Annotated in this window: 25 protein-coding genes; 10 read left to right on the top strand and 15 right to left on the bottom strand. The window is 56.6% G+C overall.

All coding sequences use genetic code 11. The features are described 5' to 3' along the window. The first annotated feature begins 64 nt into the window (after positions 1-64). The 3 genes from pyk to AAF465_12495 all read left to right on the top strand — a co-directional run bounded on the left by pyk (position 65) and on the right by AAF465_12495 (position 3695). Positions 65-1486, top strand: a complete 1422-nt coding sequence (gene pyk, locus AAF465_12505) for a pyruvate kinase (GenBank protein ID MEM7083545.1) — start codon at positions 65-67, stop codon at positions 1484-1486. A 162-nt stretch (positions 1487-1648) separates the two neighbouring features. Continuing rightward, the gene (locus tag AAF465_12500) at positions 1649-2500 is read left to right on the top strand and encodes a MoxR family ATPase (GenBank protein ID MEM7083544.1); all 852 of its coding nucleotides are present in this window, start codon (positions 1649-1651) and stop codon (positions 2498-2500) included. Further along, on the top strand, positions 2490-3695 hold the full coding sequence (locus AAF465_12495; GenBank protein ID MEM7083543.1) for a VWA domain-containing protein: 1206 nt from the start codon (positions 2490-2492) through the stop codon (positions 3693-3695). The genes AAF465_12500 and AAF465_12495 overlap by 11 nt, the downstream gene beginning before the upstream one ends. Positions 3696-3707: 12 nt before the next feature. Here AAF465_12495 and AAF465_12490 read toward each other — a convergent pair whose 3' ends face one another. Continuing rightward, positions 3708-4280 (bottom strand): peroxiredoxin, encoded by a 573-nt coding sequence (locus AAF465_12490; GenBank protein ID MEM7083542.1) that lies wholly within the window; start codon positions 4278-4280, stop codon positions 3708-3710. Positions 4281-4342: 62 nt separating this feature from the next. Here AAF465_12490 and AAF465_12485 point away from each other — a divergent pair, with 62 nt between their 5' ends. Next, positions 4343-5518 (top strand): patatin-like phospholipase family protein, encoded by a 1176-nt coding sequence (locus AAF465_12485; protein ID MEM7083541.1) that lies wholly within the window; start codon positions 4343-4345, stop codon positions 5516-5518. A 105-nt stretch (positions 5519-5623) separates the two neighbouring features. Here AAF465_12485 and mgtE read toward each other — a convergent pair whose 3' ends face one another. From mgtE to AAF465_12420, 13 genes are all read right to left on the bottom strand, one after another. Then, a complete protein-coding gene (mgtE, locus tag AAF465_12480) occupies positions 5624-6979 on the bottom strand; it encodes a magnesium transporter (protein ID MEM7083540.1) in 1356 nt (451 codons plus the stop codon). A gap of 46 nt (positions 6980-7025) precedes the next feature. After that, on the bottom strand, positions 7026-8762 hold the full coding sequence (gene ptsP / locus AAF465_12475) for a phosphoenolpyruvate--protein phosphotransferase (protein MEM7083539.1): 1737 nt from the start codon (positions 8760-8762) through the stop codon (positions 7026-7028). After that, complete coding sequence (locus tag AAF465_12470; protein ID MEM7083538.1) at positions 8759-9040, bottom strand: HPr family phosphocarrier protein; 282 nt, start codon at positions 9038-9040, stop codon at positions 8759-8761. The genes ptsP and AAF465_12470 overlap by 4 nt, the downstream gene beginning before the upstream one ends. 99 nt (positions 9041-9139) lie before the next feature. After that, the gene (rapZ, locus tag AAF465_12465) at positions 9140-10003 is read right to left on the bottom strand and encodes an RNase adapter RapZ (protein MEM7083537.1); all 864 of its coding nucleotides are present in this window, start codon (positions 10001-10003) and stop codon (positions 9140-9142) included. 1 nt (position 10004) lies between these two features. Beyond that, a complete protein-coding gene (locus AAF465_12460; GenBank protein MEM7083536.1) occupies positions 10005-10478 on the bottom strand; it encodes a PTS sugar transporter subunit IIA in 474 nt (157 codons plus the stop codon). A 28-nt stretch (positions 10479-10506) separates the two neighbouring features. Then, entirely contained in the window at positions 10507-10827 is a 321-nt protein-coding gene (gene raiA, locus AAF465_12455; GenBank protein MEM7083535.1) for a ribosome-associated translation inhibitor RaiA, read from the bottom strand. An 18-nt stretch (positions 10828-10845) separates the two neighbouring features. Next, entirely contained in the window at positions 10846-12294 is a 1449-nt protein-coding gene (locus AAF465_12450; GenBank protein ID MEM7083534.1) for an RNA polymerase factor sigma-54, read from the bottom strand. A gap of 157 nt (positions 12295-12451) precedes the next feature. Further along, positions 12452-13177, bottom strand: a complete 726-nt coding sequence (gene lptB / locus AAF465_12445) for an LPS export ABC transporter ATP-binding protein (protein ID MEM7083533.1) — start codon at positions 13175-13177, stop codon at positions 12452-12454. Further along, complete coding sequence (locus AAF465_12440) at positions 13174-13911, bottom strand: LptA/OstA family protein (GenBank protein MEM7083532.1); 738 nt, start codon at positions 13909-13911, stop codon at positions 13174-13176. Before AAF465_12440 ends, lptB begins: the two co-directional genes overlap by 4 nt. Then, positions 13908-14459, bottom strand: a complete 552-nt coding sequence (lptC, locus tag AAF465_12435) for an LPS export ABC transporter periplasmic protein LptC (protein ID MEM7083531.1) — start codon at positions 14457-14459, stop codon at positions 13908-13910. The genes AAF465_12440 and lptC overlap by 4 nt, the downstream gene beginning before the upstream one ends. Then, positions 14456-14953 carry an HAD hydrolase family protein gene (locus tag AAF465_12430; protein MEM7083530.1) on the bottom strand — a complete coding sequence of 166 codons (498 nt, stop codon included), beginning with the start codon at positions 14951-14953 and terminating at the stop codon, positions 14456-14458. The genes lptC and AAF465_12430 overlap by 4 nt, the downstream gene beginning before the upstream one ends. Continuing rightward, on the bottom strand, positions 14953-15957 hold the full coding sequence (locus AAF465_12425; protein ID MEM7083529.1) for a KpsF/GutQ family sugar-phosphate isomerase: 1005 nt from the start codon (positions 15955-15957) through the stop codon (positions 14953-14955). The genes AAF465_12430 and AAF465_12425 overlap by 1 nt, the downstream gene beginning before the upstream one ends. Continuing rightward, positions 15954-16925: a calcium/sodium antiporter gene (locus AAF465_12420; GenBank protein MEM7083528.1), complete on the bottom strand. Its 972-nt coding sequence runs from the start codon at positions 16923-16925 to the stop codon at positions 15954-15956. The genes AAF465_12425 and AAF465_12420 overlap by 4 nt, the downstream gene beginning before the upstream one ends. 159 nt (positions 16926-17084) lie before the next feature. Here AAF465_12420 and AAF465_12415 point away from each other — a divergent pair, with 159 nt between their 5' ends. Further along, positions 17085-17321 (top strand): BolA/IbaG family iron-sulfur metabolism protein, encoded by a 237-nt coding sequence (locus AAF465_12415; GenBank protein MEM7083527.1) that lies wholly within the window; start codon positions 17085-17087, stop codon positions 17319-17321. A gap of 75 nt (positions 17322-17396) precedes the next feature. Further along, a complete protein-coding gene (murA, locus tag AAF465_12410; GenBank protein ID MEM7083526.1) occupies positions 17397-18653 on the top strand; it encodes a UDP-N-acetylglucosamine 1-carboxyvinyltransferase in 1257 nt (418 codons plus the stop codon). Between the two features lie 80 nt (positions 18654-18733). Here the strand turns inward: murA and AAF465_12405 are convergent, their stop codons facing one another. Then, complete coding sequence (locus AAF465_12405; protein ID MEM7083525.1) at positions 18734-19807, bottom strand: trypsin-like peptidase domain-containing protein; 1074 nt, start codon at positions 19805-19807, stop codon at positions 18734-18736. Positions 19808-20010: 203 nt separating this feature from the next. Here AAF465_12405 and petA point away from each other — a divergent pair, with 203 nt between their 5' ends. The 4 genes from petA to AAF465_12385 form a co-directional block, all read left to right on the top strand. After that, positions 20011-20721, top strand: coding sequence for a ubiquinol-cytochrome c reductase iron-sulfur subunit (gene petA, locus AAF465_12400; GenBank protein MEM7083524.1), 711 nt, complete (start codon positions 20011-20013; stop codon positions 20719-20721). A gap of 32 nt (positions 20722-20753) precedes the next feature. Further along, a complete protein-coding gene (locus AAF465_12395; GenBank protein ID MEM7083523.1) occupies positions 20754-21974 on the top strand; it encodes a cytochrome bc complex cytochrome b subunit in 1221 nt (406 codons plus the stop codon). Beyond that, positions 21961-22755 carry a cytochrome c1 gene (locus AAF465_12390; protein ID MEM7083522.1) on the top strand — a complete coding sequence of 265 codons (795 nt, stop codon included), beginning with the start codon at positions 21961-21963 and terminating at the stop codon, positions 22753-22755. The genes AAF465_12395 and AAF465_12390 overlap by 14 nt, the downstream gene beginning before the upstream one ends. A gap of 325 nt (positions 22756-23080) precedes the next feature. Further along, the coding region (locus tag AAF465_12385) for a glutathione S-transferase N-terminal domain-containing protein (GenBank protein ID MEM7083521.1) at positions 23081-23573 on the top strand (493 nt) is incomplete at its 3' end.

Raw genomic sequence — 23573 nt, 5'->3', positions numbered from 1 at the left:
ATCGTCTTCACGTCATAGACGCATGGCTTCGTGCTACGAAGAACAACGTTAAGGAAACCGCTTGATGCGACGCAGAACCAAAATTGTGGCAACGCTTGGTCCGGCTACGGACGACCCGCAGCTGATGGGCGATTTGTTTGATGCGGGCGTGAATGTCGTGCGCCTGAATTTCTCGCACGGTGACCGAGACAGTCATCGCCAGCGCGTCGAACAGGTGCGGCGTATTGCGGCGTCGCGGGGTCACGACATCGGCGTGCTGGGCGATCTGCAGGGACCCAAGATTCGAATTGAGCGCTTCCGGGATGGCTCGATTGAGCTGGCAAACGGCGATGCGTTTGTGCTCGACATGGAGCTGGGCACCCATGACGGCGATCAGCAGCGTGTCGGCGTAACGTATAAAAATCTGTGCAACGACGTGCAATCGGGCGATCTACTGTTGCTTAACGATGGGCAAATTGCCATGCGCGTCGATCGGGTCGACGGCCCTCGCATTCATTGTGTGGTCAAGCGTGGCGGTGTGCTGTCCAACAGTAAGGGCATCAACCGCATGGGGGGTGGTCTTTCGGCCGAAGCATTGACCGACAAAGACCGAGCCGATATCACGTTGGCCGCTGAGTTAGGCGTTGACTATCTGGCGATCTCGTTCCCACGCTCCGGTGAAGATATTGAGCGCGCACGCACACTGTTGCGCGAGGCCGGCGGCGAAGGCTATCTGATCGCTAAGATTGAACGCGCCGAGGCCGTCGACAACATCGAAGAGATTGTCGACGCGTCGGATGCCGTGATGGTTGCTCGAGGCGATTTGGGCGTGGAGATCGGTGATGCCGAACTGCCGGGTGTGCAAAAGCACATTATTGAGTTAACGCGCGAACGCGACAGTGTAGTGATCACCGCCACGCAAATGATGGAGTCGATGATTAACAATGCGATTCCCACACGCGCTGAAGTGCTTGATGTGGCCAATGCGGTGCTCGATGGCACCGATGCGGTCATGCTGTCGGCGGAAACCGCAACAGGCCGTTTTCCACTGGAGGCGGTAAAAGCCATGGACCGGGTATGCCGTGGCGCGGAGCGGCAAAAGGTGACGCAAGTATCCCACCATCGCGTCGACAAGCGGTTTCGTCGGGTCGATGAGGCCATCGCCATGGCGACGATGTACACCGCCAATCATCTCAACGTCAAAGCGATTGTGGCACTGACCGAATCGGGCTCCACCAGTCTTTGGGCCTCGCGCATTCGCTCCGGCAAGCCGATCTTCGCGGTGACGCGGCACGAGGAAACACGCCGCCGCGTAACGCTCTATCGTGGCGTTTATCCGTTGGCTGCGGATTTTGGTCAATCCGCTCACGAGGACCTCAATCGCGACATCAAGGCCTTGCTGTTGGAAAAGAACATCGTCGAAGAGGGTGATTGGATCATTCTCACCAAAGGCGAACTATCGGGTGTGACTGGCGGTACTAACGCCATGATAATTTTAAAGATTTAGCCATTCCGTGGCGCCACCGCATACGCCCCTGGCGACCGCGCTAAGGGGCATGACTGCGTTGCAGCATTCTTCATGGTATCGTCGCGTTCCAGGCGCGCGCTGTCGATCTCGATGCGCGGCTTCCACCACGCGTGATAAACGCCAAACGAACAAGAGACTGGCATGACCGATCAGAAATTCAGTGGCACCGACCGCTACGTAGCCGATGACGAACTCATGATGGCGGTGAACGCCGCTGTGACGCTGCAGCGACCCCTGCTCATCAAGGGTGAGCCGGGCACGGGCAAAACCCAGCTGGCGATCGAGGTGGCTCGGGCGCTCGGAAAGCCACTTATCGAGTGGCACATCAAATCGACGACAAAAGCACGGCAGGGTCTGTATGAGTACGATGCCGTGGCCCGGCTGCGCGATTCGCAGCTCGGTGATGACAAGGTCAAGAGCATCGATAACTACATTGTGCCGGGAAAACTGTGGGAGGCCTTTGAGTCGGAACAGCAACCGGTTCTACTCATCGACGAAATTGACAAGGCGGATATCGAATTTCCTAATGACCTGCTGCAAGAGCTCGATCGCATGGAGTTTTTTGTGTACGAAACGCAGCAGACGATCAGCGCCAAACATCGGCCGATTATCATTATTACGAGCAACAATGAAAAAGAGCTGCCCGACGCGTTCTTGCGTCGCTGTTTCTTCCACTACATTCGCTTCCCATCCAAGGAAGTGATGGCCAAAATTGTGGATGTGCATCATCCGGGCCTAAAACAGGATCTGCTCAAAGCGGCTCTGAGCGCGTTCTACGATATTCGCGACGCGCGTGGTCTTAAGAAAAAGCCATCCACGTCCGAGCTGATCGACTGGATAAAGTTGCTGCTCGCCGAGGATATCCCGGCGGACGCGCTGCGCAATGACGACAAAAAACTCATGCCGATCATGCATGGCGCACTGCTTAAAAATGAGCAAGATGTGCATCTGTTTGAACAACTGGTGTTCTTGAATAAGCGCAATGCTCGTTAACTTTTTTTATCATCTGAAGCGTTCGGGATTACCGGTATCGACCACCGAGTTTCTGGCCTTGCTCGACACGCTCAAAGCGAACCTCGCCGACTCGAATCTGCACAATTTTTATCTGTTGGCCCGCACCGTGCTGGTGAAGGACGAGACTCGGTACGATTTATTCGACCGGGCGTTCGGCGATTTTTTTGATGGGGTTGAAGCGCTTTACAATGACGAGCTTCATCAAATCCCGGAGGAATGGTTGCGACAGCAGTTGGAGCAGTATTTAACCGACGAAGAAAAAGCACAAATTGAAGCGATGGGCGATTGGGACGAGCTCATGGAAACCTTGAGACAGCGCCTTGAGGAACAGCAGGAGCGGCATGAGGGTGGCAGCAAGTGGATAGGCACGGGCGGTACTTCACCCTTTGGTGCCTACGGTTACAACCCCGAAGGCGTGCGAATCGGTGGCGAGTCGCGTCACGGATCGGCCGTCAAGGTTTGGCAAGAGCGTCAATATCGCAACCTGGATGCGGATGTCGAGATCGGAACGCGCAATATTAAAATGGCCTTGCGGCGGTTACGCCTGTTTGCTCGCGAAGGCTCAGCCGATCAGTTTGACCTGGATGACACCATCGCCTCCACCGCGCGAAATGCGGGTTGGCTGGATATTAAGATGCGTCCCGAAAAGCGCAACACGATCAAGGTGCTGCTGTTTTTTGATGTCGGCGGCTCCATGGATCCGTATATCCGGCTTTGCGAAGAGTTATTTTCCGCTGCGCGCACCGAGTTTAAAAATCTCGAGTACTTTTACTTTCACAATTTTGTTTATGAGTCGGTGTGGAAGGACAACTACCGGCGCCACAATGAACGTCTGAGCGTTCATGAGCTAATGCGGACGTATGGTCGGGATTACAAACTCATTTTTGTGGGTGATGCGACCATGAGTCCGTATGAGATTACCTATCCCGGTGGCAGTATCGAACACTTCAATGAAGAGGCCGGCGCGGTTTGGCTCAACCGGTTGTTGCAACATTTTGGTAGCGCCGCCTGGCTCAACCCTGTGCGCGAAGCCGATTGGCACTACACGCCATCGATCGGCATCACGCGCGAGCTGATGACAGATCGCATGTACCCGCTCACGCTCGGTGGACTTGATCAGGCGGTAAAGGGCTTGCGAAAGTCGCAGATCACGACGCCACTTGTGCCCGCCTGAATGCGGTAATACTCAGTGTCCCTGAGTATTCGCGCGAGATCCTTCCGCTAGCGACTTGATGGAGTCAATCACGTCGGTGGCATGGCCCTTGGGCTCGACCTTGCGATAGTGCTTGGCAATCTTGCCATCTGGATCGATCAGAAACGTCTCGCGTGCCGAGTATTTTACGACGCCATAATTTTTGAGCACACCATAGGCATTGGCCACGTTCTTGTCAGCGTCGGACAGCAACGAAAACGGCAGGCTGTACTTGTCGGCAAATTCCTCATGCGAGCTGACGTCGTCGAGACTCACACCAAGTATGTTGATGTTGTTCTTGCGAAAAGCATAAATCTCGTCACGAAATTCACAGGCTTGCGTCGTGCAGCCCGGCGTATCGTCTTTGGGGTAGAAATACAGCACCACCCACTGGCCACAGTAGCGCTCGAGCTCGTGCCACTTGCCGTTTTGATCCTGTAATCGAAACGCTGGAGCCACCTGGCCTTCGGTGACGGTCTCGCCCAGAGCGGTGGCCGAGAAGCCTGCGCACAGCGCAGAGAAAACGATGAGTTGAAGTAATCGGGATGCGCGTTGTAAAGCCAGCATGTATTCTATCTCTTGTTGGTTGAACCGCTTAATTGTTGCCTCTGTGAGAGCAAAGATCAAACATGCGCGAACGTGACGAAACCAAAATTGGCCTGGTGTTGCCCGGTGGCGGCGCTCGCGGCGCCTATCAAGCGGGCGTTCTCAAAGCCGTGTCAGACATGTTGCCGGGGGACAGCAACCCGTTTCCCGTTGTGAGTGGCACATCGGCCGGGGCGATCAACGCGACCGTCGTAGCCAATAACGCCCTGAATTTTCATGCCGGTATTGACGATCTGGTTGAGGTTTGGGGCAACTTTCATTGCGCGCAGGTATACCGGTCCGACGCCCGATACGTGGCCAAAACCGGTGCCACCTGGCTGGCGGCGCTCACGCTCGGGGGCCTTGGACCGCGCAATCCGCATTTCTTGCTCGATAACGCGCCGCTGCGTGATCTGTTAGCCAAATACATCCAATTCGATCGTGTGCAGCGTGCCATCGATCAGGGGGCACTCGATGCGGTCGCGATCACCGCGTCTGGCTACTCGCAGGCTAAGGCCTTGTCGTTTTTTATGGGCGAGGCGTCGCTCGCTTGGGAGCGGGCGCGACGGGCCGGGGTGGCGACGGATTTGACGCTTGATCATCTCATGGCGTCTGTGGCTGTTCCCTTCGTGTTTCCGCCCGTCAAAATTGGTGAGGAGTACTTTGGCGATGGTGCTTTGCGTGAGGCGGCGCCACTCAGTCCAGCGATTCATCTTGGCGCTAACCGCCTGCTAGTGATCGGCACGCGTGACGAGCAGACCATGCGGCAGCCAAACCCGGCGGTGTTCGACGGCCATCCACCGTCCTTTGGGCATATAGCGGGGTACATTCTCGACACCATTTTTCTCGATGGACTCTATGCCGATCTTGAGCGGCTGACGCGCATTAATCGTCTCATTGAGGCGGGTGCGGAAACCAATTTCGATATTGTCGACATCCATATTATCGTTCCCAGTAAGGATATTCGCGAAATCGCGCACCGCCACAAACAACAGTTTCCGCGACCGGTCAAAGCGCTTCTGCGCGGTATTGGCGCCTACAACTCAGGCGGTCGTCCCCTCATCAGCTATTTGCTGTTTGAGCAGACGTACTGCCAAGAATTAATCGATCTTGGTTACCATGATGCGATGTTGCGAAAAGATCGCTTATTGCCGTTTTTGCAGGGCGACGAGGTGCCCGCGCTAGATGGGCCTCGCCATATTCGTGAGTCACTGATGTAACCCAACGGTGAGCGAGGCGTTGCCGGCCCGGTTCTCGCGCGCATCACACGCAATCGGTTGACTAGTGTCGACGGCCGCGAGTGAATCGCGTCGGTCGGGTCGTGTTTAGGTGAGAAACAGCGCGCCAAGCCCTAAAAAAGCGGCAAAGCCGACCACGTCGGTTACCGTGGTCAGCACCACGCTGCCCGCGAGCGCCGGATCAATATTTAGGCGTTTTAGAATCAGAGGAACCAATACACCGGCCGCCGCGGCGATCAACAGATTGATGATCATGGCGCCAGCGATCACAGCGGCGATGTCCCAGGTGCCCCACCACAGCACGGTGACCAGCGAGACCACAATCGCCCATGCAAAGCCGTTCAATGTGCCGATGGAAATTTCTTTAAGCAGCATCCAGCGTGCGTTTGATCGCTCGATTTGGCCCAGCGCCATGCCGCGGATCACCAGCGTCAACGTTTGCATACCCGCCACGCCACCCATGCTGGCGACAACCGGCATCAGCACCGCGAGCGCCACGACCTTTTCGATGGTCGCGTCGAATACACCGACCACGGACGCGGCGATAAACGCGGTCGCAAGATTAACACCAAGCCAGATGGCGCGACGACGCGCGCTGGTGGCCACTGGCGCGAACATATCTTCGGTTTCGTCGAGGCCGGCCATGCTCATCAGTGAGTGCTCGGCCTCTTCACGCAGAACATCCACGACATCGTCGATGGTAATGCGGCCCAGAAGGCGTGATTCCGCATCCACCACCGGGGCGGACACCAGGTCGCGCTTCTCAAAAATGTCGACCACAACGTGGGCGTCAGTTTCGGCCTCGATGCCTTCGATGCTCGTATCCATGATATCCGCCACGGTAACTGACGCATCGTGAGTTAGCAGTCGCGTCACGTACACCAGGCCAAGGTATTTGCCGTAACGATTGACAACAAACAGCGTGTCGGTGGTGTCTGGAACGTTATCGAGTGCACGAAGATAGCGCCACACGACTTCCAGTGTGACATCGGGACGGATGGTGATGGTGTCGATGTTCATCAGGCCACCGGCGACATCCTCCGGATAGCTGAGAACTTCGCGCAGGCGCGCGCGATTCTGCGAATCCATCGCTTTGAGCACACCTTGTGTGATCGCCTCAGGTAAATCGCCAAGCAGATCCGCCAGGTCGTCGACCTCCATGCCGTCAACAGCCGCCAGCAACTCGGTGTCTTCCATGCCGTCAATGAGTTTGATCCGCACTTCATCATTGACGTGAAGCAGCGTTTCCCCTTCATCATCGGGATCCATGAGTCCCCAAACAATATTGCGCTCATCGACGGGTAGCGCTTCGAGCAAATGCGCGATTTCGGCTGGGTGCAGACTTTGTAGTAGGCCTTGGATTGGCCGCAGTGCACCGCTTTGCAGCGCAGAACGCAACGTTTCAAGGCGAGTCGGTTGATGCTGAGTGGTTTCGGTGTTCACAGCGGCAAGTTTAGCCCCTATGTCCAACAAAGTCGCCTTTGCGGGATTACACTGAGTTGATGCGTTCGAGCAAGCGTTGCGATCGTAAGGGTGAGTTAGCGCGGATCATGGCCCGCGCAATTTTCTCGATCTTGCCGACGTCGGTGGAAATGATTTGTCGTTTCACCTCCAAAGCGCTCGACGGGTGCATGCTAAATTGACGCAAACCCAGTCCGAGCAGTAAGCGTGTATAAAGCGGATCGCCTGCCATCTCGCCGCACAGCGATACGGGTACGTCGTGTTGATCGCACGCCTTTACGGTTTCGCGAATAAGGTGAAGAATCGCTGGGTTAAGCGGATCGAGCAGCGGCTGAACGTTTTCATCATCTCGGTCCATAGCCAATGTGTACTGCGTCAGGTCGTTGCTGCCAATCGCCATGAAATCAACCAGGGGCGCAATCAACCGAGCCGAGATGGCTGCGGACGGCACCTCCACCATCACACCAATCGGCATGTTGGGGTTATACGCGAAGCGCTGGCGCTGTAGGTGTGCCTTGGTCACATCGACCATCTGCAGCAAATCGCGCACTTCCTGCACATTGGCAACCATGGGCACAAGCATCGATAACGGCCCGTAATGGGCGGCACGAAGCAGTGCACGGAGCTGAGGTAAGAAGAGTTCTGGATGCCGCAGACATAAGCGAATGGCGCGCAGTCCGAGCGCGGGTTGACGGGACATGGGTACGTGCTGTTCGAGCCCCGGTGCGCGGCGACTGGACCACACGTCCATCGTGCGGACGACGAGCGGATCGCCCTTGAGCTTGGTGATGAGTTTTCTGTATAGCTTGAAGTGCTCGGTCTCGTCGGGCAACTCATCGCGATTAAGATACAGCGACTCGGTTCGGTACAAACCGACGCCCTCGGTGCCCAGGCGCTTTGCTTTGGATATGTCGGCCGGTTCACTGCAGTTGGCCAGCACATGCGCTTGCTGCTTGTCTCGCGTGCGTGTTGCGCGGGCCTTCAGCGAATCGAGCTGCTTGCGCGCTTTCCGTGCGGATGACTGCTGAGACTTAAAGCTGCGGGTGGTGGCGGCGTCGGCGTTGACGATCACGGTGCCCTGGGCGCCGTCAATAATCAGTTTGTCGCTTTCATCGAGCAACGTCATAGCGTGTCGGGCGTGAACGATTAACGGAATATTGAGGCTCTTGGCGATGATCGTTGTGTGCGACAACTGGCTGCCGCCTTGGGTTACCGCGCCAATCAGGCCCGCATGTTGCTGCTGAATAAGATCGGAAGGAGCCAGGTTTTTACTCACGAGCACAAATTTTTGGGGCGACTGTGTGGTCTTCTTTTGTTTGGCGGGCCGCCGTTTAAGGTGTTTTAGAAGCCGTGCGATGGTTTCTTCAACGTCGAGCGATCGCTGGCGCAAGTACGGATCAGTGATCGCATCGAACATCTGAAACAACTCATCGCGTTGCACGGCGAGCGCCCACTCACACGAATAAAGATGTTCCGAAATGTAATTTTCGATGGGTTCAACGAGGGCCGGATCGTGAAGCATGGCGATATTGCTATCGAGAATACTGATGACTGTGCCACTACCGCTCGTTGGCAGCTGCTCTTTGGCCGTGCTGAGTTCCTCCTCAGAACGGCTCAGCGCTTTGCGAAACCGATTCAGTTCGGCGCGCTTTTGACTGGCGAGGATCTTCTTGCGGCGCGCCTGAGGCTGTATTTCATGCAGAAGCCTAACCGGGCCGATGGCGATGCCGCGACTGACGCCCGTGCCATTCATCAGCAGCGTCATGAGTCGCTCTTCGCGTCAAGACAAATCGTATCGCTACATTGCTCGAGCAACGCCTCAGCGGCTTCGGCGGCTTGCGGGCCCACCAGGCAGATGACCAGCCGGCTATTTTGAGTAGCGGCGAGTGTGAGAAGGCCCATGATACTTTTTCCGTCAGCGCTACGATCGGATGCGGTGACCGTTACGCGGCAGTCAAACTTCTTGGCCACCGACGAAAACTGCGCAGACGGTCTCGCGTGGAGACCGCGATCGTTACACACTCTGACAATGAGTTCCTTCATGGCGAATTCGCCTCTTTCTTGAACGCGCTTGACAGTATAAACGGTCTGCCGCGTGCGCGCCGAGTTGCGTGGGGGCCTGCCGATGAGGGTTGGATACGGCTAGGTACTCAGGGCCGAATGCCGGCAGCTTACCCGCTGATAGGTTTTGGAAAAATGCTCGGTGAGTTGATCGGCCACATAAACCGACCGGTGCTGACCGCCGGTGCACCCGATGGCAATCGTCAGATAGCTGCGGTTGTTGGCTTCAAAGTCGGGCAGCCACTTTTCGAGAAGGTCGATGATGTCGTTAACTCGCGCGGCGACTTTGTCTTGGGATTTTAGGTAGTCGATCACCGGTTTGTCGCGGCCATTGTAGGCGCGTAGTTTTTTATCCCAGTACGGATTGGGTAAGAAGCGAACATCAAAAACAAAATCGGCATCGGAGGGTACGCCGTTTTTAAAGCCGAACGAACCGATTTGCAACGTGAGTTTTGATGAGGCTTCCAGCGCAACACGAGAGCGTACGATTTCTCGCAAGTCGTGCACGCTCAGGCCGCTTGTGTCGATAATGTGATGGGCCTCACGACTGATTGGGTCGAGGAGCTCTCGCTCGGTGATCAACGCCTCGCGAAGACCAATACCCCCGCGACTAAGCGGGTGTTTGCGTCGTGTTTCACTGTAGCGAGTCAGTAATTCACTTTCACCGGCGTGTAGAAAAATCACTTTGTGTTCGATATTGAGTTCGCGCAGTCTGGCGAATAGGTCGGGCACGCGGGCGATGTCCGCGGCGCGATTGCGAGCGTCAATGCCGACAGCTGTTTTGGCGAACACGGGGTCATCAGCATCGATCGTGTGCTTGACGAAGGTTTGAAGAAGGCCGGCCGGAATGTTGTCGATGCAATAGAAGCCGAGGTCTTCAAGCATATGGAGAGCGACGGTTTTTCCCGAACCTGATAATCCACTGACGAAAATAAGCTGCGACATATTAAGTGTTGGCCGATAGTTCGATCAGCGCATCGTGAATATCAATGCTGCTCACCAAGTGACTGACTTTGCCGCGCACGTCCGTATTGGCCAGCAACTGTGCAATTGACGACAGATCTTTAAGATGTTCCTCGGCGCTGTCGGTCGGTACCGCCAGGGCAAATATCATATCGACACCTTCGCCGCCTTCGAGGTCAAAGTCGACAGGTTCGGTGAGCATAAGAAAGGCGCCGACACTTTCTTCGAGGTCTTCAACACGCCCATGCGGCAACGCGAATCCCTCTCCAAGGCCGGTGCTACCCAGCTTCTCGCGTTGATAGATGGTGTCGAAGACCTCGGACTCCGTCAGGCTGTCCTGATCGTTGGTCAGTAGGCGGGCAATGATTTCGAGGCAGTGTTTTTTCGAGCGCGCCGTGACATTGCACAAAACTCGCTCTGGTGAAATCAGATTGGCCAGCGTCGTAACGCTGGCCAAGTGAGAGTCTGACGTGCCCTCGGGCTCGTCATGAGTAATTGGATTTTCTTGCTTCCCTTGCATGGTGATTGGTGATTTTTTCTTTGGATTTTTTCACTCGTCGATCGAGTTTGTCGACCAGACTATCGATGGCAGCATACATATCCTGTTCAACCGAATCTGCGTAGATCGTTCCACCCCGATACTGCACTTTGGCTTCGGCCTTGTGGCGCAATTTTTCTACCGTCAGAATAACGTGCGCGTCGGTGACCATATCAAAATGTCGTTCAAGGCGCTCCATTTTATCCTCGACACTCGATCGAAGGGCAGCGGTAACGTCTACGTGGTGACCAGTTACTGTAATTTGCATTGATGACTCCTATTTGCCTCAGCGCAGCAAAGCAAGTTTCTTGCGTTCGCTAGACGCTGGTATGTTCATTGATTCCCTATACTTTGCGATTGTCCGTCTGGCGACGTTGATGCCGGCGTCCTGAAGGGTCTTGGCAATCTTGCTGTCGCTCAGCGGTTTCTTGGCCTCCTCTTCATTGATTAGCTTGCGAATTTTTGCCCGTATGGCTACTGACGATAGTTCATTCCCGTCGGCGGTGCCAATATGGCTCGAGAAAAAGTAGCGAAACTCAAAGATTCCGCGGGGTGTGCGCATGTATTTATTGGTCGTTACGCGCGAAATAGTCGATTCGTGCATGTCGAGTTCTTCTGCGACGTCGCGTAGAATCATGGGCGACATTGCCTCGTCCCCATCCTCTAGAAAACCTTGTTGCCTTGCGACAATGCAGCTGGCGACACGAAACAACGTCTCATTGCGAATTTCAAGACTGCGCACCAGCCAGCGTGCTTCTTGCAGCTGACTACGCAATGTACTGTGTTCGGCGCCACGGGCGAGTTGGCTGGCGTAGATTTGATTCACGCGCAGTGAGGGCGTGGTGCCTGAATTGAGTTCGATGATCCAACGACCGTCCTGTTTCTTAACATGGACATCCGGCACGATATACGCGGGCGGTACGGTGTTCACCGTGGAGCCGGGGCGCGGGTGCAGGCTGCGCACGAGTGCGGCAGCAATTTCCAGCGACTCTTCGTCCACCTTGAGGCGACGGCGCAACGCGGCGAACTGGCGCTCGGCGAGCAGTTCCAAATGGTTGGCCACCAGTTCGCGGGCGAGTTCGCGTTCGTCCGTGTCGTCGCTGAGTTGTTGCAGCTGTAAGTCGAGACATTCGGCGAGACTGCGTGCGGCAACGCCGGCGGGATCAAGTCGCTGAATTTTTTTCAGCACCCGCTCAAGATCGGCTTCGGTCGCGTGTACAGCTCCGCCATCGCGTGCAACCGCCAGTGTGTCAATGATGGTGTTCAAGTCGTCGATGAGATACCCGTCTTCATTGATGGCGTCGATGATGGCGCGCCCAATGGCGGCTTCAAACGCATCAAACTTTTCGAGCTCCAGCTGCCACAATAAATGCTCTTGCAGGGTTTGACCCGAGTGGTCAACAAAGTCTTGTTGTATGGGTGGCTCGCCGCCCGCGCTGTTGTAGTTGGGCTCGGCCGCGGTAATTTGCTTGTCCCAGGTTTCTTCGTATGTGGCCTCCGCAACCTGTGTGTCGCCATCGTTCTCTGGCTCAGCGGGTTTGTCCGGCGCCTCGAGCGCCTTGACCTCTACGGTTTGCTCTTCTTCAACCGCTTCGAGCATGACATTGCTCTCTAGCGCTTCTTGTATTTGGGTTTGGAGCTCCATCACCGGCAGTTGCAGCAGTCGGATAGCCTGCTGAAGCTGCGGTGTCATGGTCAAGGACTGACCGATTTTTAATTGAAGCGTTGGTTTCATGATTTGTTGTGGCTGATCGCTATGCGCTCAACCGAGACGCTGCCTAGCACGCCGTGTCGCGCGCTCCGAATGACAATCGAGGTTTGACGAGCGGGGAGTGCGGCCCGGTGACGGCAACCGTGTCCCTGTCCGTACACGTTCGATTGAACCTCTGTATTTATAATCGAAAATCCTCTCCCAAGTACACTTCGCGTACTTGCTGATTGGCCAACACATCGTTTGGCGAGCCCTGCGCGATCACTTTCCCGTCGCTTAATATGTACGCCCTTGAGCAAATTCCCAGTGTTTCCCTTACGCTGTGATCCGTGATCAAGACGCCGATGCCGCGATCGGTCAATTGCCTAATTATGCGCTGAATATCCAGCACGGAAATCGGGTCAACCCCGGCAAACGGCTCGTCGAGCAAAATAAATCGCGGTTCGGCCGCCAAGGCTCGGGCAATTTCTACTCGCCGCCGTTCACCGCCAGACAAACTCATACCGATATTGCCGCGAATACCGACTATGTTAAGTTCCTCAAGTAGCTCTTCGAGTATTCTCTCGCGATCGGCACGGCTTAAACCGCGACGTGTTTCAAGGATTGAGAAAATATTCTGCTCAACGCTGAGCTTGCGGAAAATTGACGCTTCCTGAGGGAGGTAGCCAATGCCCAGTCGGGCGCGCTTGTGCATCGGCGCGCGCGTGAGGTCTTTTCCATCGAGCACAATTTTTCCGTCATCGGCCGGTACTAAACCGACGATCATGTAAAACGCGGTGGTTTTGCCCGCGCCATTAGGGCCGAGAAGGCCCACCACTTCACCTTCATTCACTTCCATCGAAATGCCGCGCACGACAGTACGTGAGCGATAGCGCTTCTTAAGATCCGTGGCCTGCAATTTTGTCATTCGGTGCCCGAATCGTCCTGGTCGGACGTGATAGTCGTGTCACCCGTCGAAGGATTGATCGTGATGTGAACCTTGCGGTCCCCTTGTTCATCGGCCGCCGCGGTGACTTGCCGCGAGATCAGGTTGTAGGTGATCTGATTTCCGGTGATGCGGTTGGCGCCCTCGCCAAGTTCTGCGTTGCCCGTCAAGCGCAAATCGCTGGTCGACGCATCGTAGGAAATGGCATCGGCTTTGCCCTCGGTGCGCTGACCGTCCTCGTCGGCGGCGCGACTCAGCTCGATCGGCGCGCCGCTGAGTTCAACCGAGGCAACTGCATTGCGCGTAAAGCGGACGTCCGCGCGACGAGCCGTCACGCGTGTATCGCTATCGAGTTTGTCGGCGTAACGCAGCGGGCTGCCCGCGAACTCGGCGCTCTCCAGCCGTTTCTCGCGAAAGCGCAAGGTCATTTGGCTGGCACTGAGATTGGACTGCGGTGCGTCGAGTGTCACGTTGCCGCGAAACGTCCATGTGCTGTTGTCAAAACCCAATGCAGAGGACTCCGCGCGATCTGCGCGTATGGAGAGCGGGCCTTGTCGGATGGCGATGTTCGTGAACGTGACCTTACCGGTATTTGCATCCGCACCGGTGGAGTCGGCTTCCATCTCAATCGGTAACGAGGAGTTGGCAAACTGAGCCTGCGCGCCAGCGCAGGTGAAAAGCGCAATCAGCAGCATTACCAGTCTTATGTGCATCATGGTGTGGCCTCAAAGGATCCGCGCACGTTTGAGAGCAGATCGATCTGTTTACTTTTTAAGTCGGCGCGCATGCCTTGTGCAACAAGTCGACCACCGCGAAGATCGACGGTGACCTGACGATCGGTGCGCGCCTCGTTATTGATCATATCAAGCGTCAGCTGCTCGGTGCTGACCGCCGTATTCTGTTCAGGATCAGAGCGGATGGTGACGCCACCATTGAGGTCGAGCGATTCGCGAGCCGCACTCATTGTGCCGCGCTCGGCGGCGATGGTCCATGTGCTGCTGGCATCGCTGGTGTACAGCACGTTGAGTCCGTTGAGAATGACGCTGCCGTCATCGGGCACATGATCGATTCGATCGGCTTGCAGCGAGTAGACCAATTGGCCGTTTTCATCGGTATCACTGATGGTGGCATCGAGTAGATAGTAGCCGTCGCTGAGTTCGCGCTGTTGCGTCTGCAACGTTTCATTGGACGTAGGTTTGAGCAACCAGCCGCTGGCGATGGCGAGTGCGATGAGGATGAACAGCGCAATTCGGCGAGTGGTCATCGACCCTCCCTGGCCGCCAGCAGCGCGTCGCAGACCTCACGCACGGCGCCGCGACCGCCGGGGAGACTGGTCACCCAGTCGGTCTGGTCACGCAGCGCCGCCACGGCGTCGGCGGGCGCGATACGAATCGCGCCGAGTGCCATCATGGCAAGATCGGGTAGGTCATCACCCATCACGGCGGTTTGGTCGGGGTTGAGCTTCAGCGCCTGCTGGAGCTGGGTCAGAACCGCTACTTTGTCCCGACAGCCCAGGTGAATGTGCTCAATGCCGAGTTCACTTAAGCGCATCAGTGCGCCGTCTGAGCGACGCCCACCGATCGCGGCGATGTGCACGCCTGCGGTCAATAGGCGGCGTAGACCATAGCCATCTTTCACGTTAAACGATTTGCCAATTTCACCCTCCGCGCCATACAGCAGCTGACCGTCGGTCAGTACGCCGTCGACATCCAAGACCAGGAGTTCGATATTGGCCAGTGCGTTATGGGGGGGTGCCACTAGACAACGCCCGCGCGGAACAGATCATGGATGTTGAGTGCACCGATCACTTTGTTCGCTTCATCGACGACCGGTAGAGCCGTGATGCGATACGTTTCCATGACGTGTACCGCCTCAGCCGCCATCATAGAGGGATGGGCAGATTTGCATTCGCGAATCATAACCTCGCTGATTGCGACGCTATGAATGTCTGTGCGCGCGTCAATGACGCGGCGCAAATCGCCGTCCGTGAAGACACCGAGCATCGTCGAGTCATGATCCGTCACAATGGTCATGCCGAGTCCTTTCTTGGACATGTCCAGCAGCGCTTCGCCAAGATTGACGTCGGGTTGTACGGCCGAAATTTCGTCGCCGATGCGCATGACATCTGCAACCCGCATGAGTAGCTTTCGACCGAGTGCGCCGCCCGGATGCGACAGGGCAAAATCCTCAGAAGTGAAACCACGGCTTTCGAGCAGCACGACTGCCAGCGCGTCACCCATAGCCAGCGTGGCTGTGGTGCTGGCGGTCGGTGCGAGATTGAGTGGGCAGGCTTCTTCGGCCACGCCGACGTCGATGTGGGCGCTGGCCGCGCGCGCCAGCGTTGAATTCGGCTTGCCGGTCATCGCAATCAGCGGCACGCCGAGACGCTTGATCGTTGGCAACAACATCAGAATCTCCGCGGTTTCACCGGAATTGGACACCGCCAAGACGGCGTCGTCGTTGGTGATCATGCCCATGTCACCATGCGAGGCTTCACCGGGATGCACAAAAAAAGACGGTGAACCGGTGGACGCCAATGTCGCGGCGATCTTATTGGCAATGTGTCCGGACTTGCCCATGCCCGTCACAACGAGACGACCCGTGCAGTTCATACACAAGGCAGCCGCCTGATAAAACGCGTCGTCTAGACGCGCCAGCAAACCATTAATGGCTTTTGCCTCGATGTCGAGCACTTTCGCGGCGATCGATCGCACGTCGTCGAGGCTGCCCAGGCGGGCGGTGTTGTCGGCGTGGGCGCTCACGTCAGTTCTCCGTAAACGATATAAACCTGATAGACCACAAAAATCAGCAGCAGTGCGGCGCCTTCGGCTCGGTTAATGCGTTGTCCGCCCTGACGCCAGCCGTAAGACATGGCAAACAGCAGTACGGTCAACCCTATCATGACGGGAAAATCCCGCTCCAACACATGATTGCTAAGTTCCGTCGGGCGGACGAGACCGGCCAGGCCCATGACCGCCAATAAGTTGTACATGTTGGAGCCAATCACATTGCCGATGGCCAGGTCGTGTTCCTGTTTGAACACGGCGGCTATTGAGGCAGCGAGCTCCGGCAGACTGGTGCCAATCGCCACTACCGTCAGACCGATGACCAAATCTGAAATGCCCAGCGTTTTGGCCAGGCCCGTGGCGCCCCAGACCAGAAGCTGAGAGCCCGTGAGTAAGACCAGCAGTCCGAGCATCAATATGCCGACGGCCTGCATCAACGAGAGGTCGTGGCGAATTTCTGCGTCAGCCTCAGCGGACAGCTCGTCGGCACTACTACTGGTTGTTTCCAATCGTACGAGCCAATAGAGCATGAGCACCAAGCCGCCGAATAGACCAACACCCTCAAGACGACTGAGATAGGAATCGAGAAACGGCAGCAGCGCCAGTAGTGTGATCGCCAGCAGCATCGGTAACTCACGCCGCAGCGTTTGTGAGCGAACGACCAGAGGGGTGATCAGAGCCGTTACGCCTAAGATTAGGCCGATGTTGGCAATATTGGAGCCCAGCGCGTTGCCAACCGCCAGCTGCGGCGCGCCCCTCGCCGCCGCGCTGATCGAGACGATGATCTCTGGTGCTGAGGTGCCAAACCCCACCACCGTTAGTCCGATGAGCAAGGATGATACGCCCAGTCGGTGGGCGGTGGCGGCTGAGCCAATCACAAACCGGTCGGCACCCCAGATTAACAAGGCGAAACCAGCCAACAAGGCGGTGATCAGTAGCGGCATAAATTTATCGTTGTTCAGACTTTTGGGGAGCCAGACGATAACACAGCCGCCGAGGTGTGGACCACGCGATACGGACATGAAAAGCTTGGTTTTCAGCCACATTTCGCTACACTGGCTGCGCAAATGGGCCGGGCGACCGGCCGACAGACTGGAGACACCATGACACCCGAACAAGTAAGTGCATTAATTGAGGCGGGAATGCCCGACGCCCAGGTCATTGTAAAATCTGATGACAACACGCATTTTGAGGCGCAGGTTATCGATGCGGGGTTTGACGGTTTGCGCAGTCTCAAGCGTCACCAGCAGGTATACGCCACGCTCGGTGAGCTCATGGGGCGAGAAATTCATGCGCTGGCGCTGCAAACCTACACGCCCGCGGAATGGCAGGCGCTCTGAATAATCGGTCGTTTTGCGGCTTGGCAGGTGGCTACTGGTTGTCACCGTCATCCAACCACCTTGCAGGGGTAACTTGTGGACAGACTCCATATTGAAGGAGGCACGCGCCTCGATGGCGACATTCGCATCAGTGGCGCCAAAAACGCCACTTTGCCGATACTCGCCGCCACGCTGCTGGCCGAAGGTCCGGTCACCGTCGGCAATGTGCCCCATCTCGATGACATTACGACCACGGTCGAACTACTCGGTCAAATGGGGGTGTCGGTAACGGTCGATGAGAAACTGAATATCGAGGTCGATACGTCCACGATCAGCCAGTTTTACGCGCCGTATGAATTGGTCAAAACCATGCGCGCCTCCATCCTGGTGCTGGGTCCTCTGTTGGGCCGTTTCGGTGAGGCCGTGGTGTCGTTACCGGGCGGCTGTGCAATTGGTTTGCGCCCGGTCAACATTCATGTGGATGGCCTGCGCGAAATGGGGGCCGACATTAGCGTCGAAAACGGGTACATCAATGCGCGTTGCGAACGACTTCAAGGCGCCCATTTAAATCTCGACACGGTGACGGTGACCGGAACCGAGAATCTCATGATGGCCGCGGTGCTAGCAGAGGGCGAGACCATTATTGATAACGCCGCGTGCGAGCCCGAAGTGGTGGATTTGGCCAACTTTCTCAATAACCTCGGCGCGGACGTGCAGGGTGCGGGGACCAGTCGCATTGTGATCAACGGCGTGGAGCGACTCAGTGGTGGTCAATACGATGTGTTGCCTGACCGCATTGAAGCGGGTACGTATTTGGTCGCTGGTGCGATTACGCGCGGGCGGGTAAAACTGCGGGATGTTGACCCAAGTCACCTGGGCGCGGTACTCGATAAGTTGCGCGAAGCCGGCGCCCAGTTGGACATCGGTGACAACACGATTGAACTGACGATGGACGGTCGTCCGCAAGCGGTGGATATCTCTACCGCCCCGTATCCGGATTTTCCGACCGATATGCAGGCGCAGTTTGCGGCGCTAAATGCCGTAGCGGAAGGGCGTGGCGTCATTACTGAAACCGTATTTGAAAACCGTTTCATGCATGTGCTGGAGATGCAGCGCATGGGCGCGCAGATCACGCTCGACGGCAATATGGCCATCAGTGATGGCGTTGAGGCGCTCACTGCCGCGCCGGTCATGGCGACCGACCTTCGTGCTTCGGCCAGCCTCGTCCTCGCCGGTCTCGTGGCCGATGGCCAAACCGAAATCTCGAGGATTTATCACATCGATCGTGGCTACGAATGCATCGAAGAAAAGCTGCATCAGCTGGGCGCGCGCATCAAACGTGTGCCTGACTGACCGGTCATCGGTCCCGGCGCCGCGATACCACCGATCTTAATCCCCATTCACGGGCTGGCGAGCCATGCTATGGCTTCTGCCTAACCACCGCTCAACGCCGGTTGCTCGATGACACGCACGCGGGCTTCAATCGTCTGGCCTCCCCGCAAGATTCGCAGCAACACTTCGCCGCCCGGCGGGATGTTGCTAATGCGATTCACGGCATCTTTGACCCGAGGCACAGGCTGATCATTCACCGCAATAATCACATCGCCGGGGCCGATGCCCGCCAGTTCAGCAGGTGAGCCGCGTTGCACCGCGGTGACGATAATGCCGCCGGAGAGAATGCCCAGTCGGTCCACCAGGTGTGGCGGCACGGGTCCTGCTTGTAGTCCGAGCCAGCCACGGATCACACGACCGTGCTCAAGCAGTTGATTGGAGACGCCGCGTACCAAATTGACGGGAATGGCAAAGCTGATGCCTTCTGAGCCAGCGGGGTTAATCACGGCTGAGTTTATGCCAATGAGGCGCCCGGCCGTATCGACCAAGGCGCCGCCCGAGTTCCCGGGATTAATCGACGCATCGGTCTGGATAAACTGTTCGATGCGGTTGAGATTGAGTTCGTCGCGATCGGTCGCGCTCACGATGCCCTGAGTGACCGTTTGGCCGATGCCAAAGGCGTTGCCAATCGCGAGCACCACCTGTCCAATGCGCAAGGTATCAGAGCGGCCCATCTTTATGGTCGGTAGATCGGTGGCGTCGACATCCAGCAGTGCCAGGTCGGTATCCGCGTCGATACCGATGATGGTGGCGCGCAACACGGCGCCGTCACGCAGAACGACGTATATGTTTTCCGCATTGCGAAGCAGGTGCTCATTGGTCACGATCAGACCGTCATGACGAATGACGACGCCCGAGCCAACATTGTTCGGCACTTCCCGCCGTACCGGGATGTCGGTTCCGCCAAGTCGCTGACCGCGCTCGGCCAGGGACCGACTGGTATAAAGGTAGACGACAGCGGGTGCCGCGACGGCGACAGCATCGGCGTAACCATCGGTCGGCGGTTCGGCAAAGCCGCGGTTGAACCACACGACGATAAAGGCGGCCGCAAGGCCGACAACGGCGGCTTTGAGCCAGTAAATGAGCAGCGAGGGAGTGGCGGTCGAATCACGCATGATTTTCACGTCATTTAGAGGGTGAATGCCGGATACTATGCGGGTGTAGGCATCGCAGCAAATCGGTGTGTATAATGCGGCCAGACGCAGACACGGGCAGCGCAACACGGCGCCGACAAGTGCCTACGCCGATCCCTTAATTTAACCGGCTGATAATCAATTTAAACTGATATATCAGAGGCTTGGGCATCAGCGAAGGCGGCGTGGACAAAACGTGTAACGCACCGGTGGCGGTCGCCGCCAATTGGCGACTCAGGCAAGAGGACGGCACCTGTGCGGGCGTGATCACAACACTGGCTGACTCCCAGGGGAACATATTAATGAGTGATGGCGAAGTAGATTTGGGCCGACGGCGGCTGCTGACGGTGGCCACATCCGTGACCGCGGGTGTCGGCGCGGCCGCGCTGGCGGCGCCGTTTGTTTTGTCCTTCAAACCCAGTGCCCGTGCCAAAGCGGTCGGTGCCCCGGTTAAGGTCGATGTGACTAAGCTCGAAATGGGCGGACTTTTGCGGGTTGAGTGGCGCGGTAAGCCGGTGTACATCGTGCGCCGCAGTGAGCAGGCTCTGGAAACCTTACCGAAAGTGACCAGCGACCTATTCGATCCGGACTCTGATCAGTCCGATCAGCCCAACTACGCGAAGAATGCGACTCGATCGCGCGATCCTGAACTGCTGGTGCTGCTGGGCGTATGTACGCACCTGGGGTGTGCCCCCGAATACCGTCCCGAAGTGGGATCACCGGGAGCAGACAAAGAGTTAGTGGGCTTTTTGTGTGCGTGCCACGGTTCTGAATTTGATATTTCTGGGCGTGTCTTCAAGGCCATGCCGGCGGCAGCCAATCTGGAGGTGCCGCCGTATCGCAGCATCGAAGACGGCTGGTTGCTGATCGGCGACGACGGAGGTCAGGCGTCATGACAAAGCAGACAGCAACAGTGGGCGCAGGTCGATTGGAGCGCTTCGGTCAGTGGGTCGATGACCGCACCGGTTTCTCGGGGTTCTGGAAAGCGCACGTCAGTGAGTACTACGCGCCCAAGAACTTCAACATTTGGTATTACTTCGGATCACTGGCACTGGTTGTGCTGGTGATTCAAATCGTAACCGGCATTATGCTCACGATGAATTACAAGCCGTCAGCGGCGGGCGCGTTTGCATCGGTTGAGTACATCATGCGTGACGTGAGCTGGGGTTGGCTCATTCGGTACATGCATTCGACGGGAGCCTCAGCGTTTTTCGTGGTGGTTTACCTGCATATGTTCCGCGCATTGCTCTACGGCTCTTACCGCAAGCCGCGCGAATTGCTCTGGGTGATCGGGATGTTTATCTACCTGATCCTCATGGCAGAAGCGTTCATGGGGTATCTATTGCCCTGGGGCCAGATGTCGTACTGGGGCGCACAAGTGATCGTATCCCTATTTGGCGCGATACCGGTCGTTGGCGACGGCCTGGCTGAGTGGATCCGGGGCGATTACTTCATCAGTGACATCACGCTAAACCGATTCTTCGCGTTTCATGTGATCGCGTTGCCGCTGGTTCTACTGATGCTGGTGGTCTTTCACCTCGGTGCGCTTCACCAGGTGGGTTCCAACAACCCAGACGGGATTGAGATCAAGAAGCTCAAAGATAAGGATGGTGTGCCGTTAGACGGAATTCCGTTCCATCCTTATTACACGGTTAAGGACTTGTTTGGGCTCACCGTCTTCCTTTTCATCTTCTTCCTTGTGGTGTTTTTCGCGCCCGAAATGGGTGGTCTGTTCCTCGAGCACGCTAATTTTGAGCCGGCGGATCGGCTCAAAACGCCGGAACACATCGCGCCAGTTTGGTACTTCACGCCGTTCTACGCCATTCTGCGGGCGCTGCCTGAGAAGTTGGCCGGTGTGATCGCGATGGGCCTGGCGATTGTGCTTCTGTTTTTGTTGCCATGGCTTGATCGAAGCCCGGCCCGATCGATGCGATACCGCAGCATGGTGTCAAAAGTCATGCTGACGTTGTTCGTCATTAGCTTTTTGGCGCTGGGGTATCTGGGGCTACAGCCGGTGACCGATCTGTATACGATTTTGTCGCGTGTGTTCACCGCCTTCTACTTCATCTTTCTCATTACCATGCCGTGGTGGTCGAAGATGGGGCAGCATCAACCTGAGCCGGAGAGGGTGACGTATGAAAGCCATTAATCACGTGACCCGCCTCGTTGTTTTGCTGGGTCTGATTGGCCTTGCGGCGCCGGCCCTCGCCGCTGGCCCCGCCGCGGCGCTGCAGTCGGCGAATACCGAAATGGAAAACACGGCATCGCTTCAGCGCGGCGCGCGAAATTTCATGAACTACTGTGTGGGCTGCCATTCCATGCAATACGTGCGCTACAACCGGATCGCTGAAGATTTAGGGATGAGCGAGGATCAACTTCGCGAAAATCTGATTTTCGGTGTCGATAGGGTCAACAGTAACGTTCTGACCGCGATGACCAAGGAGCAGTCTGAAGGGTACTTCAATGCTGCGCCCCCTGATCTGTCCCTCACCGCTCGTTCGCGTGGCGTCGACTGGATTTACACCTACCTGAAGAGTTTTTATCTCGATGATAGCCGCACATTTGGTACCAACAATAAAGTGCTTCCTGGGTCCTCCATGCCCAACGTGCTGTGGGCGCTGCAGGGTCAACAAGTCGCCGTTTATCGTGACGAGGACATGCTCGACGACAATGGCAACGTAGTGATGGACGACAGCGGTAACGCCAAGAAGGTTAAGGTGTTTGATCGTTTCGAACAGCACACCGAAGGTTCAATGACGCCACAAGAATTCAGCAGTTTTGTGCGCGACACCACAGCGTTTATGGAGTACACCGCCGAGCCGATGAAGCTCAAAAGGCAGTCGATTGGCTTCATGGTGTTGGGTTTTCTCGTTCTTTTGGGGCTGCTCACTTACGCGCTAAAGGTCGAATACTGGAAGGACATTCACTAGGGGACCGCTGGACGTCCGTTCGGTCACCTCAACCCCGCCCGCCAGCAGTAGCTGTTGCGCCGGCGATCGGTGCCGACCGGGTGGTTCTCACCTTGTTTTCCAAGCCGGATGGGACGAGATGGCGCGACCAGCGCGATACGGGTGAGGTGACGTACTGATCCCGAGTAACCGATTGACGGTGTGTCGACGCGGTATTTTCGGTATCATCGCCTGATTGCGCGTCGGACAGCAACACGCCATACGGCGTGTGGATCCCTCGCAAACGGAAAAGCTGCACGCGACGATGCAGCCCGATCACAACAAAACGCTCGCGGAGACAGCATTTATGGCTATTATCGCCAACCGACGGTCCGTCATGACTCTTTTCTCAAAGCCCACGTGTCCGCACAGTCATCGTGTGCGCATTGTGCTGGCCGAGAAAAGCATCAACGTCGAAATCGTTGATGTTAATGGGCCTCGATTGCCCGAGGATTTGCTCGACCTTAACCCCTATCACAGTGTTCCCACGCTCGTGGATCGCGAGTTGGTTCTTTACGATTCTCGTGTAATCGTCGAATACCTCGATGAGCGATTTCCTCATCCACCGCTCATGCCCGTTGACCCTGTGACTCGCGCCCAGTTTCGTTTGGCGTTGTATCGAATCGAAAAAGACTGGTACAGCCTCGTCGAAGAAATCGAGGCGGCGGCTGATCGCAAGAAAAATGCTCGCGCTCGTAAAATCCTCAAGGAGAGTATTCTGGCGAGTTCCGATGTGTTCGCCGCCAACAACTACTTCTTGAGCGACGAGTTTTCATTGGTCGATACGAGTATCGCGCCGG

The sequence above is a fragment of the Pseudomonadota bacterium genome (assembly GCA_039028935.1).
Taxonomy (GTDB): Bacteria; Pseudomonadota; Gammaproteobacteria; order Steroidobacterales; family SZUA-146; genus SZUA-146.
The sequence above is the reverse complement of the archived record's forward strand: the minus strand, read 5'-3'. Positions and strand labels throughout refer to the sequence as shown.